Raw genomic sequence first — 20236 nt, 5'->3', positions numbered from 1 at the left:
ATTTTATCATTGATCAGCCTTCCCGACCCGATCAAATCCCGGAGGCTCCTTTCATAGCGTGATTTGCGCAGCGCTTCGAGGTAGTTCATGTTGTGCAGGTCGCTTCCGGCCAGTTCCACCATGTTGTTTTCGATGAGTTTCTCGGCCATTTTTTTCACTTCGGCAGAGTAATACCCCGCCAGGGATGTGATGTTGATCTGGAAAAGTACGCCGCGGTCTTTCAGTTCCTCGTATTTCCGCCAGTCCCTGAAAAAGTAGGAATAGCGTTCGGGGTGCGCCAGGATGATCTTGTAACCGGCTACCTGCAGATCGAAAAAGTAATCTTTCCAGTTGGGGTGTTCGTTGAAATAGGACATTTCGACCAGGAGGTAATTTTTACCGAAAGTAAGCAACTGCTTCTTTTCGATCTTTTCCCCGAATTTATCATCGATCAGGTATTCGGCGGCGGCTTCCATTTCGATGCTGATGTTTTGTTTGATGAGTTCCCTTTTTACCTGCTCCAGCCCCGGGAGGATGGTATTGGCTGAATTTTTGTAAAACTCGCCCTGGATGTGGGGCGTGGTAATGAGCCTGGTGTATCCCAATTCCATCATTCCCTTGATCAGTGCAATGGAAGTTTCGAGTGAATCGGACCCGTCGTCAATGTTCGGGATCAGGTGAGAATGCATGTCAGCCTTCAGCACCGACAAATCCACCGGCTTTGTGTGCTTGCTGAAGGAGAAAAAGTTTTTTAAGAGTGACATTGGCGTCCGGTAAATTTCAGTTGCAATAATACAATTAATTGGGGAAAACAGTCTGCGTAAATGGTGAGCAAGTTCAATGCTGATGAATGGCTTGGATTTATCTGGCGGCTATTTTGATTGGAAGAAATTTCGCCATGAACTGTTTTCCTGGTAATCTTCGACCACCATGGCCGGGTTGGGGAAATTGAAACCGCTCAATATAGAAGTGATTTCGTGATGGAGCAGCTCCAGTCCATTGCTGATCAGGTCTTTCCTGAAGCCTGTCTCTTCGAGGTTGATGATCATTTCGGATGTAACGATTCGCCCGATGACTTTTCCCAGTTCAACCATTTTTCGTTGAGAAAGATCGAAATCAAGGTCAAAATCAAGTAATTTCTTCAGGAAAGATGCTGATTTTGAAGTCAGGTCAAAGCTTTTCAGGAACTGGTATAAGTTGCTTTCCTTGGCCTGTTTCATCATTTTGATCAGGCTGCCGGTGATCTGTGTGTACAAAATATCGTTCGAACCTTCGAAAATCTGGAACGGGCGGCTGTCGATGATCCCGCGTCCTGCGATATGATCCAGCTTGTAAGCGCCGGCGCCGAATAGCTGGGTGGCCGATTGCGCCGATTCCTGCATCAGGTCGGTGGTAATACATTTGACCGAATTGGCCAGAAACCCGCTTGAAGAAAGGTCGTTTTTGATGTCCGCCATTTTTACCACATGCACACACATGGCTGTGCAAATGGTGTAATAGGCCTGGAGAATGGTAAGGCGGTTCTGCACCTGGTCGTGGCTCAGCAGCGATTTTCCCCCGATGTGCCGCTGCCTGACGTGTGCCAATGATTCGTCGAGCATCCGTTGAACAAAACCCAGTGCCATCCCCGGGAACTGCAACCTGCTGCGGTGAAGGGTGTCGAGCATCATCTTCAGCCCGGTGGTTTCCGGAACGAGTTTCTGGACTTTCGGAATTTCAACATCAATGCGGTTTCTGCCGTATGGGATCTGGTAAAGGCCCAGATTCGCGAACAGTTCCTCAACAACGATTTGCTGTCCGGGACTGTTTACGTCACAAATAAAGAAATCGATATCCCTGCTCAGTTCACCTGATTTATTAAGCCCGCGTGCGGTGAGGAGCCAGTACTCAGCCCATCCGGTCAGTCCGGCCCAGTGCTTGAGTCCTTTTATCCTGTAGTTGTCCTGGTGCTCGCTGTAGGAAGTTTGCATGTTCAGCGCATCACTTCCAAAACCGGGTTCAGTGATCATCAATCCGCCCATATTCTGATGATGCAGAAACCGCTCAAACACCGACAACCTGGCCTCTTCCTGTCCATACTTGGCCACGGGCTGGAGAAACAATGCGAGGTTAATCCCGAAAGTGAGCGACAATGCCAGCGATTCGTAAGAGGCCGCCTCAAGAATGGCAAGCCCCTCTTCCATCTTGTTGCCCCTGCCTCCGTAAGCGGTCGGAATGCCGACCGACAAGGGATTTAAGCTCATGATCTCGCGCAAAACAAACGGCGGCATTCCGCGCTGAAGCGCAATATGATTTACGTCTCCGCGCAAATGAAACACGTTTTTGATGCCGGCTTTCAGATCATTCAGAAAAACGTCGAAAGGTTTTTCCTGTATATTCAGCATACCCATAAATAATTCAAAATTTGAATTCTGCTTCACCAAAAATTCATTCTGATTGATTATCTGTTGAGTAAATGCCGATCAAAGGATTGATAATAAACTACCCAAAAAACAACGGAAACCCTTGCGTCAAAGAATGGTTCAGACAGAGGTGATAAAATGAAAAGTTTTAACTATCAACAACAAACAAACGGTTGCAGATAAAGTTTGGGCTCCCGGATATCATTCTTCAATCAAATGATCAAAGAAAGTTTATCACTACTGACCGGGTAAAATGATTCAATCACTCCGAAACCATTGATTTCTTTAACCTCTACGAGGTATTTTTAAGTTGGTGGTATACTTTTTTCTACAATACTGTATCGCCTACGGCGAATTCCGCTTAGCGCCTGCCTGAATGCACAAGCATACAGGGATAAAGTATTGAAAAATAATGAGATAAAATAGAATTAAATATTTCTCGCAGGGGAAAAACATTTTAGCCGGTCACCAGTGAAAGTTTTATAATTTTTCAGCAATCACCAGCATTTCGAAGTCGGAGGTGGTGAGTTTGTGGTCCCGGCTGAATTCCCCTAGTTTTCCACCAAAGATATCTATTTTGCTAAAATCGAGCGATTTGAGCAGCCAGGTGATCTCTGACGGGATGTAGTAGCGCTCGCTGCAAACCAGCTCTTTTTTGTTTCCGTCGTCATCCTCCACGATCGTGATGTTATGATCGCGAAAGGTCATCGGGTCGAATGACTGGCTTTCGTAGGATGCATTACCCTCCTGATGGTTGGCGTCGTAAAATTCCTTGAATGAGTTGAAGATCGGGAACAGGCCGTTCAGGGTGGTAAAAATAAATTTTCCGGACTTTTTCAGCGCTTTGGCAGCATTTTGCAAAATTTGATAATTCATTTCATCGGTTTCCATCAGCGGAAAGCCCCCTTCACAAAGCATGATGGCCAGGTCAAATTCCTCTGTAAAAGGTAAATTCCGGGCATCATGCTGCAAAAAAGTGATGTGCAGATTTTCTGCTATGGCTTTCTCTTTTGCTCTGCTCAACTGCGATTCCGACAGGTCGATGCCTGTTACTTTGTAACCGCGCTTTGTCAGCTCGATGGCATGTCGCCCGGTTCCACAACCGATGTCGAGGATGTTGATACTTCTGTCAAAATTGATTTCCTTCTCTACGAAATCGCATTCCCCGGTTGTTCCCTGAACAAAACACTCCTGGTCGTACTTGCGGCCATAATTTTCAAATAAAGACTCGTACCATTGTTTCATTTTTATTCCTTTAAAAACCCCGTAAGGTTTGGTTCATCCATCTTTTTTAGTAACCACAATGCGCAAATCACTTCGGTGGCCATCATTTGATTTTCATGTTTTTGTACTTCAAGATAATGCTCAAAAATAGTTCTTTTTACCGGCTCTCTTTGAATCAGCTCATCAATTCTTTTTTTTATGGCCTCGAAAATACTACGATTGGCCTCATCGATAAATCCCTGATCAAATCCCCTTTCCTCAACAATTTCAAAACCTGCAGTTTTTATCTGACGATAAAATTCAGATTTGCGCAGGCACCGGTTGTACTCTGTTGATGATTCGTTGGGGATCCAGCCATCGTCAAGAATGATGTAACCGTCACGTTTTATTGTTCTCCCAACTATCGTAAGGGTTTGGTGGATATCTCCAAAAAGCTGGCCGACAGCTCCCAGGATGGCCAGGTCAAAATCTTTCAAATCAAGCACTTTGATGCGGGCATCACCTGTTTCAAACCGGCATTTATCAGTGACATTTTGTTTGCTGGCGTATTTTTGCGCATCGCTTACGAATTCAGGCAGGCCGTCAATTCCAAGCACAGAACAGTCAAGCGCTTCGGCAAGCCTGATGGAGACAGCCCCTTTTCCACAGCCTAAGTCAAGCACTTTGAGCGGTGTTATCTGAATGTGTTGTTGAACAAGTTCAAAGACTATCCCGGGATCGGTTCCCAATTCCCAAACATCCTGCAAAATATAAGGCAGGTAAGGATAAAGCCGGGGATTGGCCGCTCCATCAAGGGATTCAACTACGCTTTTTTCCAGATCGTCCATTGTTTTAATTTGTTTTGGAACATTTTTGCTCTGCATACAACTATATCCTGATATCCTGACAATAGGTTGAACCTCGCCATTGTCAGGCTGCCTGGTTTACAATTCTTCAATTTTCCCAACCCAATGAATTTTAACTCAAAGTACTTTTTAAACCACACAGGTCGCCAACGCAAAGGCCAAATTCAACCTGGCAGGTTAGGGTTTTCACAGTCTGTAAACATACACCGCCTTACCATCTCCGGGGGCATAAAAATCGGTGATCCGGGCTTCGCAAACGAAACCATTTTTTTCGTAAAACGCCCTTGTCGGCTGGTATTGCTCCTTGGTAGAGGTCTCGGCGATGAGCATTCGGCCATTTAACAACCTGACCTGTTGCAACGTTTCATTGAGCACGCTGACTCCGGCCCCTTTCCCGCGATAATCGTTGTGGGTTACGATCCAGTACAGATCATAAGTGCCAACCGTGCAGGGGGTTAAACCGTAGCAGGCGTAAGAGACCACTTTTTCGTCAATTTCGGCAAAAACGAACAGATAGCCACTTTCAATCCCTTTGGCAATGCGTTCTTCGGCCAGTTCGCAGGCGACAGGTATTTCGTGTTCGTAAAAAAAACCTGTTGACCTGACGATTTCCTCAATCGTTGCCGGATCGGAGTTTTTGATTTCGTAGCGGAAATGTATTTTTTGGTTTGATTTCATCTTTTCAGGGCGTCTTTTATAATTCTTTCAACAGCTTGTGTAAAGGTAATTCCGGCTTGCTCACAGGCAGCGTAAAAACCGCTTCCGGGGGTGATGCAGGGGTTAGCATTCACTTCGAGGATAAAGGGATTGCCCTGTGTATCCATCCTGAAATCGACCCTCGCATAACCTCTCAATCCTAATGCTTTCCAACATTTTACCGATATATCAGCCAGCCTGGCATAAAGTGCTGATCCCCCCTCACCCAGGTCATAGGTCCGCACGGTGTTGAGGTATTCAAAGCTGTCTTCATTCCATTTGGCTTTATAGCCCAACACTTTGGGTTTACCGGCAGGATAGTCGATGAAACGGATTTCAGCCACAGCAAGCACCTGGGGTTCATAATCACCGGCAAGCATCGAAACATTGAACTCGCGTCCATCAATAAAGGGTTCGATGAAATATTTGTCTTCGGGTAGTTTTAAAATTTCTGAAATATCAGCACAGGGGATGTCAAACACCGAATCTTCGTCGAGGCCAAGCGATCCTTCTTCCCACAAAGGTTTCAGGATAAATTTCCCGTCAGGAAGCGTTGAAGCTTCCGATGGTTGATAACTTCCCGGTGCAGGTAGTCCGGTATCAAGCAGGATCTGCTTGGTAAGGGTTTTTCCCGCAGTCAGGAACATAGGAACTGTTGGAGTCCCGGTGTAAGGAAGTTGCAGCACATCAAGCAAAGCAGGGACAAAATAAACAATGGCGCCGTGGTTTTCGAGCGATTCGGCGAGGTTGAACACCAGGTCGGGCTGTTCGTTTTTTAAAAAGTTATAGGCTTCACCCAGGTTGAGCGTCATGGGCAGCTCCACGGGTTGATGACCCAGCTCCAGAAGGCAACCGGAAACGAGACTGACTTCATGGAGAATATCGAGCTCGTCCTCGAGTGCGTTTTCGCCGGGTTTGTTATAGGTGATGACAACTTTCATTTTTTATCTTTTGAATGAATTCGTTCGGATGCCGACTGAATGATTTCTCCGACCAGTTGTTTAAAACTCCAGCCTTGCATGTACATCATGATGGGGAGGTCGGAATGGATATGGTTGATTCCTGCAAGCGGATTGATTTCGATGAAATTAGGGATGCCGTTTTCATCCATTTTCAGGTCGATCCTGCCGGCATCGCGGCATCCTAATACCCGCCAGGCATCGAGGCTCACCCGCTCACAAACGGATCTTGTTTCACCTTCAACCAGTTGGTAATCAACCCGTCCATGATAATTTTCCTTGATAAACCGCGAATAGGTCTGTTCCTCAGCTTCCTTTCTGATCGTTACTTCCATTACCCCGGCAATCCTGGCCTTTTTTCCGGTTCCTAAAATGCCAACAGTGAATTCGCGACCGGTCAGTAATTTCTCAACCAACACTGGCTGGCGATAAGTCATAAGCAGCGCTTTGCTTTCATGGACGAATGTTTCTGAATCGTAAACAACAGATTTGGCGCTGATTCCTTTGCCAGAACCTTCAGCAACAGGTTTGATGAACACAGGAAAAGGGAGGGGACAGTTGGCTATTTCGTCTACGTTTTCGATTAAATGAAAAGGGGCCGTTGGAATCCCTGCATCACGAATTACCCGTTTGGTCATTCCCTTATGGAGCGTAAGCGATAACACCAGCGGATCTGAAAAGGTAAAGGGAACACCATAGGCGTCAAGTAAAGCCGGCACCTGTGCTTCCCGGCCAATGCCATGCAATCCTTCGCAAATGTTGAAAACAAGGTCCCATCGGGCGCCGTTGACCAGGGCTTCCGTCAATTGCTTAATATGTCCGATGCGTTCGGTGGAGTGACCCAATTCATGCAATGCTTTTTCGAGCCCCTCAATGGTCTCTTCTGAGTCAAATTCCGCTACTTCATCTTCAGCATACCCGTTTTCGAGGTAAACGTTTTTAAGGTCGTAAGTTAGTCCGATTTTCATCTGAAGCGATTAATGGGCATCGGGGTAAATGAACGTTTTCCCCTGGTAATTTTTCAGCACAACATCGTCATGCTCATTGTAACCCTGGAAATAATCAGGCAAGAGTGGGATTTTTCCACCACCCCCGGGGGCATCAATTACATAATGAGGAATGGCATAACCAGAGGTGTAGCCCCTGAGCCCGCGAATAATTTCCAGCCCTTTCTCCACAGGTGTTCTAAAGTGCTGTGAGCCTTGTATCGGGTCGCATTGGTAGAGATAATAAGGTCTTACCCTGATTTTCAGCAGCCCCTGCATCAAACTTTTCATCGTATCCACATTGTCGTTGATGTCTTTTAGTAGAACGGTCTGGCTGCCGAGTGGTATTCCTGCATCGGCAAGTCTTTGGCAGGCAAGTGCCGTTTCAGGAGTCAGTTCTGTGGGGTGAGTAAAATGGATGCTGATGTAAAGGGGATGAAACTTGCGCAACATGGCGACAAATGCTTTGGTGATTCGCATGGGCAAAACAACCGGCACTTTTGTCCCGATGCGGATCATTTCGACATGGGGTATAGCCCTCAGCCGCATCAGCAGGTATTTGATATGAGAATCGGGCATAGTGAGTGGGTCGCCGCCTGAGATCAGCACGTCCCTGATTTCGGGATGATCAGCAATGTATTTCAATCCCGGTTCCCATGCTTTCACACCGGTATGGCACTTGTCCTTTTTAGATACCATGTGTGTGCGGGTACAGTAACGGCAATAAGCCGAACAAAAACCCGTAGAGAGAAACAGCACCCTGTCGGGGTAACGATGCACGAGGTTGGGGATTGGACTATCGTTTTCCTCATGCAACGGGTCGGCTGATTCACCTTCGCTTAATACCAGCTCTGATGCTGACGGAACGATAGATTTTCTTAATGGATTGTCAGGTGTTGATTCCCAGATTAGCCCTGCATAATAAGGGGTGATCCTCAGAGGAAGCAGTCGCGTAAGCGTCTGACCGGCGCCGTGAGGGTCAAAGTCTCTCAATAATTTTGATAATTGTTCTGGTCTGGTGATGCTGTTTTTTATTTGCCAGCGCCAGTCGTTCCAATTGCTGACTGTGGCTTCGGGGAACCATGCTTTTAAGAAACGCATGGAGGTGGGTGGAATCCCGTCGGTGGAACGGGCTAAAAAGGGTATTTCCTCAACAGTTTCGTCGGTTGATGATGTTGAAAGCCCATGCAGGCTCGGAGGCTCATCTTCGTCTTGTAAGTCCCTTTGAATCAGGTCTTGTGAATTTAATTCTTGCAAAGTGCTCATAAAAATATTTTAAAAGGTTGATTATTAATGTCTTAATATTGAAAAACATGTAACAAAAAAACGTGCAATATTACCTCAAAGTACAATTGCTGCAACAATTGTAAGAAAAAATATTTCCATTTTTAAACAACTGATAACCAGTATCAAAGTAAATCTCATGTTCCAGAATGTCAGAATATTTAATGAAAATCTTCATTTTTCCGAATATCAAAAGCATTTTTCAGCTAAAGCAAAAATATTTTTACTTTCGTTACCAATTTTAAGGACTATCAATCATGAAAAATTGTTGTTTTTCATCTAAAAAGAAAACCTGGTTACTGTTTTTCGGGATATTTTTTTTATCCGTTACCTGCAGGCCTCAGTCACCATCAACAGAGAGGATGCAATGGTTTGCCGATGCCAAACTTGGCATATTTATACATTGGGGTATCTATTCTGTGCAGGGGACGAGTGAATCGTGGGCGTTTCACAACAAGCGCATCTCACATGATGATTACTTGAAACAGATCGGAGGGTTCACGGCCTCGGACTATGATCCGAAAGCATGGGCTGTTCTGGTCAGGCGTTCCGGAGCACGGTACGCAGTGATTACATCCAAACATCATGACGGTGTGGCATTGTGGGATACAAAAATGAATGATTTGAGCATCCCGCGACAATCACCTGCCCGGCGCGATGTGCTCACCCCTTTTATTGACGAGCTGCGCAAGGCAGGAATTAAAACGGGGCTGTATTACAGTCTGATTGACTGGTCTTATCCTGATTATCCCGGATTTCTAAGGGATTCTTCGCGTTACGATGCAAAACAGGATCCGGCCAGGTGGAATCGTTTTCTTTCCTTTTACCAGGGGCAGATGGATGAATTGCTGCAACTGATCAACCCCGACTTGTGGTGGTTCGACGGCGACTGGGAACATTCGGCTGAGGAGTGGCAGGCAGAGAAACTACGCAAAACCATCCTGGATCACAATCCCAGAGCGATCATCAATGGGAGGCTGCAGGGATTCGGCGATTATGAAACTCCTGAGCAAAACTTCCCGGTTTCGCGTCCTGATTTTGATTACTGGGAACTGTGCATGACCACCAATGATTCCTGGGGTTGGCAACCACGCGATACGGCATTCAAAACTCCTTACGAAGTTATTTCCATTTTTGCTGATGCCATCAGCCATGGTGGGAACCTGCTGCTCGACATTGGTCCAAGGGAAGATGGTTTCATTCCGGAAGAACAGGTCAATATTCTGACTGAATTAGGAAACTGGACAAGCAAGCATGAGGAGGCAATTTTTAATACCCTTGCCGGAGTGCCGTTGGGACACTTTTACGGACCAACCACCATTTCCAAAGACAGTACTTCTGTCTTTTTGTTTTTGGCAGGAAATCCGATCGGACAAGTCGTTATCAAAGGATTGTTCAACGATATCAGAAACATCAGCGTGGTTGGGCAAGACCGGCCTGTTGACTGGAAGATGGTGGGTAAAATCTCATGGAGTGCTGTGCCCGGCCTGGTTTACATTGATGTTCCGGAAAATTTTTCCGATAAATACATGACTGTACTTAAGGTCGAACTTGATGGCCCGCTCAGGCTCTATCGCGGCAAAGGGGGATTAGGACTGTAAAAAGACCAAATTTTTCAATACGCTCAACCTGCTTTTTGCACTTCTCTTACTTGACTTTGCTCCTGTTGATACGTACATTCACCGGTAAAAATCGTTGGTTTACCGATTTTAGCTTGATTTCATGTGGTTGCTGAGGTTATTTTTGCTGCATCGAATTTTTATTGTAAAACTTTAAAAGTAAAACATCATGTCAACACAAAATCAAACAAGAACAGTTGCAGTGGCGGTGCTGATTATCACTGCCGGAGTATTATTGCTCATCAATTCGCTGAAGGTAATTCCTTATGACATTTCACTGTATATCATCTCCTGGCAGATGTTGCTGATCGGGATTGGCGTAGTGAGTTTACTCACCTCAAAAGAGCGGGTCACAGGATTGATTCTGATCGCCATCGGCGCCATTTTTCTGATCGCCAAAATGAATTACTTTTCAGTATCGGTATGGAGTATCCTGTGGCCCACAGTGCTTATCATCATTGGAGCTTCACTGCTTTTCGGACACAATGCTAAAAGAAGAGATGAACCAGGCTGGCCAAAAAAGGGAACACCCGTTGGAGAAAGTGATGAATTTATTGATGAAGTGGCCATCTTTGGGGGGAACCAGAAAGTGATCACCACAAAAAATTTCCGGGGGGGCAAGATCACCAACATCTTTGGCGGGTCTGAGCTGAACTTTAGCAAAGCTGAGCTTTCGGAAGACGATAATTTCCTTGAAGTGCTTTACATCTTTGGCGGATCCACATTGGTTGTGCCACCGGATTGGGAAATCCGGATGGATGTAGTAAGTGTATTTGGCGGTTTTTCCGATAAACGCTATAAAAACATGGAGGAGTCAACGGGCAATAAAAAGCGGATTACTATAAAAGGGCTTGTTATTTTTGGAGGAGGAGAACTGAAGAGCTATTAGAAACCATTGGAGGAAAAAAGAGAACGGAAACCCATCTCCTCATGCAAAACCTGAACCATTATGCTTAACCCAATTATTACCCAGCGCAGGCATTTCATCGTTTACCTTCTATCGTTTGCCATCATTTTTTTGTTTCATTTTATCATTTTGACCTTTTTCTTCGGGTACCCGATGGGAGTTGCCTTTGCCGATGCTGCCGTTTATACAGTCCTCATGTTTTTTTTAGGGATCGGAACATGGTATATCGTGCAGCACCTGACGTTAAGCGAACAGAAGTATCACCTCGTGCTGGCCGACCATTTGGTAGCCGGCGCCGTGGTGGTGCTTTTGTGGCTTTTTGGCGGCTACTTCGTCCTTTCTACTATTTTTCAAAATAAAGCAGGTTACATCGATTTTCTCAACCAGACCATCCCATGGCGGTTTGTTTATGGCTTTCTGTTGTATGCCGTAATAGTAATGGTTTATTACCTGATCAGTTATTACCGTGATTATCATGAGAAGCTTATGCAGGAAAATCAACTGAAGCAGGCCATCCAGGAATCGGAACTCAACCTGCTGAAATCACAGATCAATCCTCATTTTCTGTTCAACAGCCTGAATTCCATCAATGCACTAATGATTACCGATACTGACAAAGCAAGAGAAATGATCGTCGAATTGTCAGAATTCCTTCGTTATACAGTCAGGGGGAATGAAAACGAGCAGATCAGCCTGAGGGAGGAGCTGGAAAATATTGACAGATATCTCGGAATTGAGAAAATCCGCTTTGGAAACCGGCTGGTGATTGAAAAAGAATTGGAAGAGGTTTGTCTTGACCGAAAAATTCCTAACATGATTTTACAGCCACTCTACGAGAATGCCATCAAGCATGGGTTGAACGAAAGCACAGACCAGGTTACTGTTACAACTACGTGCCGTGCTGAAAATGAGTGGCTGCGTATCAGCATCAGCAATAACTTCACACCGGGCAGCATTTCCAAAAAAGGAAAAGGCATTGGCATTGCCAACGTGCAAAAACGACTGATGCTGCATTTCCATCGCACCGACCTGGTAAATATCGAAAAAACCGGAAATTATTTTACAATCCATTTGACAATACCTGTTTTAACTTAACTTTCGAATGACAATGGTAAGCCGTTCTTAGTTAATCAGGCATTTCAAATGCTTAAACTGTGTGAAACAGAAATTATCCTTTGGGATATAAATCTTTTTTCAGGATGGAGATGGTCTGATTGAATCGTGATTTATCTGATATTTGCAGTTTTATTAATGACTCGAAGGAATATTTGCAAAATAAAAATGCCTGATCTGTTATGCAAAAAGACAAGATAACAGCCATCATCATTGATGACGAAGAACTTGCCCGGAAGGTTATCCTGAAATATATGGAAAAGCATCCCGAAATCCGGGTGGTGGAGGAGTGTGAAAACGGATTCGCCGGATTAAAATCCATCAACGAACTCAAACCCGACCTGGTGTTTCTTGACATTCAAATGCCTAAGATTAATGGGTTTGAATTGCTTGAAGTTCTCGACAATCCGCCGGTTATCATCTTCTCAACAGCTCACGACGAATTTGCTTTAAAAGCGTTTGAGCACAGTGCAGTGGATTACATGCTGAAACCATACAGTCAAAAACGGTTTGACGAAGCCATAGCCAGGGCATTACAAAGGCTGAATGCCGGTAAGCATGATTCGGGTGAACTGGATCTCCTCAAAAATGAACTCGACTCCGGCCATGAAATGCTAAACAGGGTTGTGGTTAAATCGGGCAGCAAGCTCGATGTGATCCCGGTTGAGGAAATCATACTCCTTGAAGCTGCCGACGATTATGTAGAGATTCACACTGCCAGGGCAAGATACCTGAAGCAAAAACCACTTACCTATTTTGAGAATCATCTCCCTGACAACCACTTTATCCGTGTTCACCGCTCATTTATCGTCGCCATTGACCAGATTGCCTCCATCGAACCTTACTCAAAGGAGAATTACATGCTGATCCTGAAGAACAACCGTGAGATCAATGTAAGTAAAAGCGGACTAAAAAAGCTGAAAGAAAAATTGGGAATATAAACTGACAACATTTATTGAAGCGGTAATGTACACCTTTATACCAAACAGGCAATCGTTTTTTTTGCTTCTTAATTTTATCATCTGTGAAAAGTAGGTTAATCTATTTGTTGCGGTATTGCATTTTCTGGATGGGATTTTTCTCATTCACCAGGTTGTCTTTTTTAATCTATCATCATCAGATGGCCTCATCGTTTTTGATGAAGGAATGGTGTGGTATTTTTTTTAACGGTTTGTGGATGGATGCATCAGTAACCGGTTATATTTTATTGCTGTCCTCGTTAGTGACCGGAGTGTTTTACTTTTCCCCACCGATCACCAGAATTGTTTTTAAATGGCTGACACTGATCATGCTATTTGTTTTAGTTTTTATTACCGTTACAGATTTGGAACTTTATCGTCACTGGTCATTCAGGATTGATGCAACACCACTCTTTTACCTGGAAACTCCTGCTGAGGCGATGGCTTCACAAAATGTTTCAACAACCATTTTCTTAATCCTAATGGGAACCCTATTATTTGCAGGATTTTACTGGCTTTTCAGGATGTTGGTTCAAAAAATTGAATTCAAGCCGGTAAAATTTTATCAAACCCTGGTATTCCTGTTGATTTCAGGGGTTGCAATTATTCCCATTCGGGGAGGATTTGGGATTGCCCCAATGAATCCGGCGAAAGTTTATTTTAGTCATCATGTTTTTAGCAATCATGCAGCGCTCAATCCTGCATGGAATTTCTTCTATGGTTTGTTAAATGCTGGGGATTCGAATAAAAAGTATCCCGACATCATACCACATGAAACCGCAGTCAAAACATTCGGATTGATGATGGAAGAAAAATCCCGGGCTCCATTGATTTTAAACTGTGAGCACCCAAACATTGTGCTTATACTGCTTGAGGGGTTTACTTCAAAAATCATTGAAAGGGCCGGTGGGGTGCCAAATGCTGCACCAGGCTTCAATTTACTTGCAAACGATGGACTTTTTTTTTCCAATATGTATGCTTCAGGCGACAGAAGCAATAAAGGTCTTGTGGCAATTTTGAGTGGTTTCCCTGCACAATCCCATCAAGCTATTATAAAGAATACTGTTAAGGTATCGAAGTTGCCCACTTTAACAAATTCACTTGCTGAATTGGGCTATCATTCAGCTTTTTATTATGGTGGAGATCCCAGCTTTTCGAATATGCAGGCCTATCTCACCAATTCAGGATTCCAAAGAATGGTTACCGAAAAGGACTTTACGGGTAGTGAAATCAAATCGAAATGGGGTGTTCATGATGAGTATGTTTTTTCGCGACTTCTTGAAGAAATGGATACAGCCAGGGCTCCATTTTTCAAAATGATTTTTACCCTTAGTAGTCATGAACCGTTTGATATTCCGGAAGATTTTGATTACCCGGTAAAAACAGAAGAAGAGAAATTTATTAAGAGCATTCAATATACCGACCACTGGTTGGTATGGTTTTTTGAAAATGTAAAGCAAAAGCCTGTTTATCAAAACACTTTGTTTGTGCTTATTGCCGATCATGGTCATCGATATCCGGGGAATTCACTTTATTTTTCTCCCCAGAAATATTCCATCCCGATGTTGTGGATCGGTGGAGTGTTGGAGAAAACTGGCACTATTGACCAGATCGGAAGCCAGACAGATCTTCCACAAACCTTGTTGTATCAACTTTCAACGGATGCCCAGGAATTCAGGTTTTCCCGGAACCTTCTTGGCAGCTATGACACACCATTTGCTTACTATGCATTCAATGATGGTTTTGGTTTTATCACACCTGAAGGAACATTTATCTGGGACCATGTAGGAAAGCAGTTAATGACACTCCCTTCCGGTGATTTCACAGAGAAACAGGCATTTTCTTTTTTTGCCGTTTACCAGAAATACTTTCTGGGGTTGTAAAAAAAACCTGACAGATTTCCGAAACCTGTCAGGTTTAGTTTTTTATGTTCAATGCATTAGAAAAGCTTATTCACCAGGTCAACCACACGTGCTGAGTAGCCCCATTCGTTGTCGTACCATGCAAGCACTTTCACTGTTTTTCCGTTTACCATAGTACTGGAAGCGTCAAAAATTGAGGAGTGCGGATTGTGAATAATATCGACCGACACAATTTCGTCTTCGGTATATTCCAAAATACCTTTCATCGGACCTTCGGCAGCTTCTTTAATGGCTGCGTTGATCTCCTGCTTGGTGGCTTCCACCTTGAGATTCAATACCAGGTCGACAAGTGAGCCTGTTGGCGTGGGAACGCGGATGGCCAGACCGTCGAGTTTTCCATTGAGTTCGGGGATTACTTTACCCACCGCTTTGGCAGCTCCTGTTGTGGTAGGGATTTGTGATAATGCTGCCGAACGGGCACGACGCAAATCACTGTGCGGTCCATCGAGGATCACCTGGTCGTTGGTGTAGGCGTGGATAGTGGTCATAAATCCATTTTCGATGCCAAACCTGTCGTGAAGTACTTTGGCAACAGGCGCCATACAGTTGGTGGTGCAGGATGCATTTGAGATACACTGATGACTGTCTTTTAGGTCGCTATCATTGACGCCAAGCACGATGGTAGCATCAATCTGGTCTTTTGACGGAACGCAAAGGATTACCTTCTTGGCGCCGTTTTTCAGGTGATCACCATAGCCCCCTTTGTTACTTTCACGCGAACGGAAAACTCCGGTTCCTTCGATGACAACGTCAGGTGTTACAGACCAGGGAATATTGATGGGCATTCTTTCGGCAAAAACAGGTACTTTTTTCCCGTTGAGAATTATATTGTTTTCGTCAAATTCAACTTTTCCGTTGAATTTACCCTGGGTGGAGTCGTACTTGAGCAGGTGAGCCAATACTTTTGTGCTTGTGAGGTCGTTGATTCCGACAATCTCCATATTATCTCTTTCCAGTGCAAGTTTCAGAACGTTTCTTCCAATACGGCCAAAACCGTTAATTCCAATTTTAATTTTTGTCATAAATCTCTTTTTTTTTAATTTCGGTGCAAAATTACAATTTCACTACTGATTAACTGATGATGAAAGGAATTGTTATTTTGAAGTACTATTTTCAGCATAAAAAAATGAAAAAATGACTATAAATGCCTATTAATCAATAATATTGTCTTTAAAATTCTCTTAATTTATGAGAAAGTTTTATCACATGATCGTTTAAAAGCATTACCTTTACCTCCTTTTTTAATTAAAGCTATGATTGAAAAACAAATTGAGTTACTAAAGCACCAGATTGAAAAACTTGATCATAAAAATTTTGATCTGACCGCATGGAAAACCCATACCATGATTCTGCTTGCCCGGATTTTCGGTGAGGACAGCCAGAAAATCAAGCAGATAGAAAAGCTGGAATACGAATACAACAGTTGGTCCTTGCGCGACACCACAGGACATTCAGCTTACCTCGACAGTTGCAAAAAGCTGGGAAGGGAAATCCTGGAAGCCTCAATTACCGAAATTGAGGTCTTGGGTACACCCCGGAAATCAGGAAACCTGACAGCGGGAATGGATTTCAATGTCGTGCTGAATGCACTGAATGATGAGTTAAAAGGATTTCAGTACAAAAACCTGGTAAAAACGCTCAAGGCCGAAATTCTGCCGGATGAAAAAAGACGATTGGTAAATGAGATTATACGTGATACAGGGGAGGAGACCTTACGCAATATCCTGGAGAATATTTTACTGAACCCCAGCTTTATAGCCGGATTACCGGAATAAAAGACTGCCGGAAACCTCAACCCATCCGCTCCAGTTTGGGAGTGAAAGAAATGCTCCACCAATTCAAATTTTGTTAGTTTTGCCGGATTTTTCTGAAACGGCCTAATTAACAAACCAAATGGATTCGAAGTACAAAGAATACAGCAACTTAAGCTTAACCCAAATTGATAAGGAAATCCGCTCCTACTGGGAGACAAATGATATTTTTCACAAAAGTCTGAGAAACCGCCAGAACGGCGAAAGTTTTGTGTTTTACGAAGGCCCCCCTTCGGCCAACGGAATACCTGGCATTCACCACATGATGTCCCGTGCAATTAAAGATATTTTCTGTCGCTACAAAACATTAAAAGGATATCATGTTGCCCGCAAAGCAGGCTGGGACACCCACGGACTGCCGATTGAGATTGCCGTTGAAAAAACCATGGGAATTACCAAAGATGATATTGGCAAAAAAATCTCGGTGGATGAATACAACCGTTCATGCCGCACCGAGGTAATGAAATACAAAGACTTATGGGATGAATTGACCCTGCAGATGGGTTACTGGGTTGACCTGAATGACCCCTATATCACCTTTGAAAACAAATACATTGAAACCGTCTGGTATCTCCTTTCGAAACTCTATGAAAAGGGACTGCTTTACAAGGGTTACACCATCCAGCCTTACTCGCCTGCAGCAGGATCGGGGTTGAGTACCCACGAATTGAACCAGCCGGGCTGCTACCGTGATGTAAAAGATACTTCGATCACCGCCCAGTTTACCGTGATCAGGGATGAGAAATCAGCATTTCTTTTTGGTACCGACACCCACCAGGTTTCGATCCTTGCCTGGACGACAACACCATGGACTTTGCCATCAAATACCGCACTGGCTGTAGGTGCAAATATCACTTACCTGAAAATCAGTACTTTCAATACTTATACAGGTCTGCCAGTTACAGTTGTTCTGGCCAAAGACCTGCTGAACAGCTATTTCAATGAAAAGGCAAAAGATGTTTCGCCAGATGATTATAAACCCGGAGATAAACTGGTTCCTTTCGAGATCATTGACGAGTTCACGGGTAGTAAACTCAAAGATATTCGTTATGAGCAACTCATTCCCTGGATCAAGCCTGACGGAGATGCATTCAGGGTAATCACCGGTGATTTTGTAACCACTGAAGACGGAACAGGTGTGGTACACATCGCCCCTACCTTCGGCGCTGATGATGACCGTGCAGCCAAAAGTTCAGGAATCACCCCTTTGGTCTTAATTGATAAAATCGGCAGCAAGCGCCCGATGGTTGACCTGAAAGGACGCTTTTTCCCGATCGAAGAACTCGATGAAAATTTTGTCAAAAATTTTGTAAACGTTCCTCTTTACAGTGAATACGCAGGCAGGTATGTAAAAAATGATTTTGACCTGACAGCTACTGACGAGAGTCCCGTACTCGATGTTGACCTTTCGGTAATGCTAAAAATGGCTAACAAAGCCTTTAAAATTGAAAAATACGTCCACAACTACCCGCACTGCTGGCGCACCGACAAACCAATCCTTTATTACCCGCTTGATTCGTGGTTCATCAAGACCACCGATTTCAAAGACCGGATGATTGAATTGAATAACACCATCAACTGGAAACCCAAATCCACCGGAACCGGAAGGTTTGGCAACTGGCTCGAAAACCTGGTGGACTGGAATTTGTCGAGGTCGCGCTTCTGGGGTGTTGGGCTGCCCATCTGGACTACCGAAGACCGGAAAGAACAACTCTGCATCGGCTCAGTGGCACAATTGAAAACTGAGATTGAGAAAGCTGTTCAGGCTGGAATCATGAAATCCAATCCTTACGAACATTACATTCCCGGAGACAACTCCAACGAAAATTACGAGAAATTTGACCTCCACCGTCCTTACATTGATGAAATATACCTGGTGTCAGAAAGTGGACAGAAAATGTTCCGTGAACCCGACCTGATTGATGTTTGGTTTGATTCGGGCGCTATGCCGTATGCTCAATTCCATTATCCTTTTGAAAAGGGCGACCACCTGAATGATTATTTCCCAGCCGATTTTATTGCCGAAGGGGTGGACCAGACAAGGGGCTGGTTCTTCACGCTTCATGCCATTGCAACCATGGTGTTTGACTCGGTGGCATACAAAACCTGTGTTTCCAACGGGCTTGTACTGGATAAAAACGGTAACAAAATGTCAAAACGACTTGGCAACGCCGTCGATCCATTTGAGACGATTGCCAAATTCGGTGCTGATGCCACACGGTGGTATATGATCACGAATGCTCAACCATGGGACAACCTGAAATTTGATACCGAAGGAATTGTCGAAGTGCAACGTAAATTTTTCGGAACACTTTACAATACTTACGCCTTCTTTGCCCTCTATGCCAACATTGACGGCTTTACCTACGACCAGGAAGAAATCCTGATGTCTCAGCGTCCTGAACTGGACCGCTGGATACTATCCGAACTGAACACACTGATCTTACTGGTTGACGAAGCCTTTGACGACTTTGAGCCAACCCGTGCAGGACGTGCCATTTCGCAATTTGTTGATTACAAACTCAGCAACTGGTATGTGCGCCTCTCAAGACGGCGTTTCTGGAAAGGCGAGCTTTCGACAGATAAAATCTCCGCCTACCAAACCCTGTATCGCTGCCTCGAATCGCTGGCAGTGATGATTTCACCCATTGCACCATTCTTTGCCGACCGCCTTTTCCTTGATCTTAACAATGTGACCCGTCGGTATAGTTTGGAATCGGTGCATATCATGGACATGGTAAAACCTGACCAAAGATGGATTGATAAAGACCTGGAAGAAAAAATGGAGCTGGCGCAGAAAATCACCTCCATGGTGCTCTCCTTGCGCAAAGGCTCAAAAATCAAGGTACGTCAACCTTTGAACAAAATTATGATCCCGGTGCTGAGTGACCATTTCAAGTCACAGGTTCAGGCCATCGAAAAACTTGTCCTGGCTGAGGTCAATGTGAAGGATCTCGAATTTATGAGCGATGACTCCGGGATGCTGGTCAAAAAAATCAAAGCGAACTTTAAAGCACTTGGCCCCAGGTATGGCAAGCAGATGAAAAAACTGGCCGTCATCCTTTCGGAATTCACCAATGCACAGATCGCTGACCTGGAAAAGAATGGGAATTATCACCTGAATATTGATGGTGAGGATATCGAAATCCTGGTTTCAGACGTTGAGATCAGTACGCAGGATATTCCTGGATGGTTGATGGCATCGGATGGGAACCTGACCGTTGCACTCGATATCACCATCACCGAAGAACTTCATGATGAAGGCATTGCTCGTGAGCTGGTTAACCGCATTCAGAACGTTAGAAAAGACCAGAATTTTGAGGTTACCGACAAGATTTACCTCAAAATAGAAACGAATAATCAAATTTTAAATGCCATCAAAAAGAATTTCAACTATATTTGCTCCGAAACTTTAGCCTTGTCACTCGACCTTGTCGAGACGATAAATAACCATTCAAGCGTTGAGGTTGAATTGGGAGATGAAATCAGGACAAACGTTTTGGTGGAAAAAGCCGTTTAGCATAGAATAA

At 44.3% G+C, this 20236-nt stretch carries 16 protein-coding genes; 7 read left to right on the top strand and 9 right to left on the bottom strand.

Annotation, left to right across the window (positions count from 1 at the left end; translation table 11 throughout):
• The 8 genes from IH598_00470 to IH598_00435 form a co-directional block, all read right to left on the bottom strand.
• The coding region (locus IH598_00470; protein MBE0636975.1) for a hypothetical protein at positions 1–743 on the bottom strand (743 nt) is incomplete at its 3' end.
• 108 nt (positions 744–851) lie between these two features.
• Positions 852–2369: an acyl-CoA/acyl-ACP dehydrogenase gene (locus IH598_00465; protein MBE0636974.1), complete on the bottom strand. Its 1518-nt coding sequence runs from the start codon at positions 2367–2369 to the stop codon at positions 852–854.
• 492 nt (positions 2370–2861) lie between these two features.
• Entirely contained in the window at positions 2862–3626 is a 765-nt protein-coding gene (locus IH598_00460) for a class I SAM-dependent methyltransferase (GenBank protein ID MBE0636973.1), read from the bottom strand.
• Between the two features lie 2 nt (positions 3627–3628).
• Positions 3629–4432, bottom strand: a complete 804-nt coding sequence (locus IH598_00455; GenBank protein ID MBE0636972.1) for a methyltransferase domain-containing protein — start codon at positions 4430–4432, stop codon at positions 3629–3631.
• 204 nt (positions 4433–4636) lie between these two features.
• Positions 4637–5128, bottom strand: coding sequence for a GNAT family N-acetyltransferase (locus IH598_00450; GenBank protein ID MBE0636971.1), 492 nt, complete (start codon positions 5126–5128; stop codon positions 4637–4639).
• Positions 5125–6087: an ATP-grasp domain-containing protein gene (locus IH598_00445; protein ID MBE0636970.1), complete on the bottom strand. Its 963-nt coding sequence runs from the start codon at positions 6085–6087 to the stop codon at positions 5125–5127. The genes IH598_00450 and IH598_00445 overlap by 4 nt, the downstream gene beginning before the upstream one ends.
• A complete protein-coding gene (locus tag IH598_00440) occupies positions 6084–7073 on the bottom strand; it encodes an ATP-grasp domain-containing protein (protein ID MBE0636969.1) in 990 nt (329 codons plus the stop codon). Before IH598_00440 ends, IH598_00445 begins: the two co-directional genes overlap by 4 nt.
• A 9-nt stretch (positions 7074–7082) precedes the next feature.
• Positions 7083–8357 carry a KamA family radical SAM protein gene (locus IH598_00435; GenBank protein ID MBE0636968.1) on the bottom strand — a complete coding sequence of 425 codons (1275 nt, stop codon included), beginning with the start codon at positions 8355–8357 and terminating at the stop codon, positions 7083–7085.
• 275 nt (positions 8358–8632) lie between these two features.
• Here IH598_00435 and IH598_00430 point away from each other — a divergent pair, with 275 nt between their 5' ends.
• The 5 genes from IH598_00430 to IH598_00410 all read left to right on the top strand — a co-directional run bounded on the left by IH598_00430 (position 8633) and on the right by IH598_00410 (position 14856).
• A complete protein-coding gene (locus tag IH598_00430; protein ID MBE0636967.1) occupies positions 8633–9976 on the top strand; it encodes an alpha-L-fucosidase in 1344 nt (447 codons plus the stop codon).
• A 187-nt stretch (positions 9977–10163) separates the two neighbouring features.
• Complete coding sequence (locus IH598_00425) at positions 10164–10883, top strand: hypothetical protein (GenBank protein MBE0636966.1); 720 nt, start codon at positions 10164–10166, stop codon at positions 10881–10883.
• 60 nt (positions 10884–10943) lie between these two features.
• Complete coding sequence (locus IH598_00420) at positions 10944–11996, top strand: histidine kinase (protein ID MBE0636965.1); 1053 nt, start codon at positions 10944–10946, stop codon at positions 11994–11996.
• Between the two features lie 200 nt (positions 11997–12196).
• Positions 12197–12955, top strand: coding sequence for a response regulator transcription factor (locus IH598_00415; protein ID MBE0636964.1), 759 nt, complete (start codon positions 12197–12199; stop codon positions 12953–12955).
• 83 nt (positions 12956–13038) lie between these two features.
• Positions 13039–14856 (top strand): sulfatase-like hydrolase/transferase, encoded by a 1818-nt coding sequence (locus IH598_00410; GenBank protein MBE0636963.1) that lies wholly within the window; start codon positions 13039–13041, stop codon positions 14854–14856.
• 56 nt (positions 14857–14912) lie between these two features.
• Here IH598_00410 and gap read toward each other — a convergent pair whose 3' ends face one another.
• A complete protein-coding gene (gene gap, locus IH598_00405) occupies positions 14913–15908 on the bottom strand; it encodes a type I glyceraldehyde-3-phosphate dehydrogenase (GenBank protein MBE0636962.1) in 996 nt (331 codons plus the stop codon).
• A gap of 240 nt (positions 15909–16148) precedes the next feature.
• On the opposite strand from gap, the gene IH598_00400 reads away from it, so the two are divergent.
• Positions 16149–16670, top strand: a complete 522-nt coding sequence (locus IH598_00400; GenBank protein ID MBE0636961.1) for a hypothetical protein — start codon at positions 16149–16151, stop codon at positions 16668–16670.
• 118 nt (positions 16671–16788) lie between these two features.
• Entirely contained in the window at positions 16789–20226 is a 3438-nt protein-coding gene (locus tag IH598_00395) for an isoleucine--tRNA ligase (GenBank protein ID MBE0636960.1), read from the top strand.
• Positions 20227–20236: the final 10 nt, after the last annotated feature.

The organism is Bacteroidales bacterium (genome assembly GCA_014860585.1).
In the GTDB taxonomy this organism is placed as follows: domain Bacteria; phylum Bacteroidota; class Bacteroidia; order Bacteroidales; family 4484-276; genus RZYY01.
The sequence above is the reverse complement of the archived record's forward strand: the minus strand, read 5'-3'. Positions and strand labels throughout refer to the sequence as shown.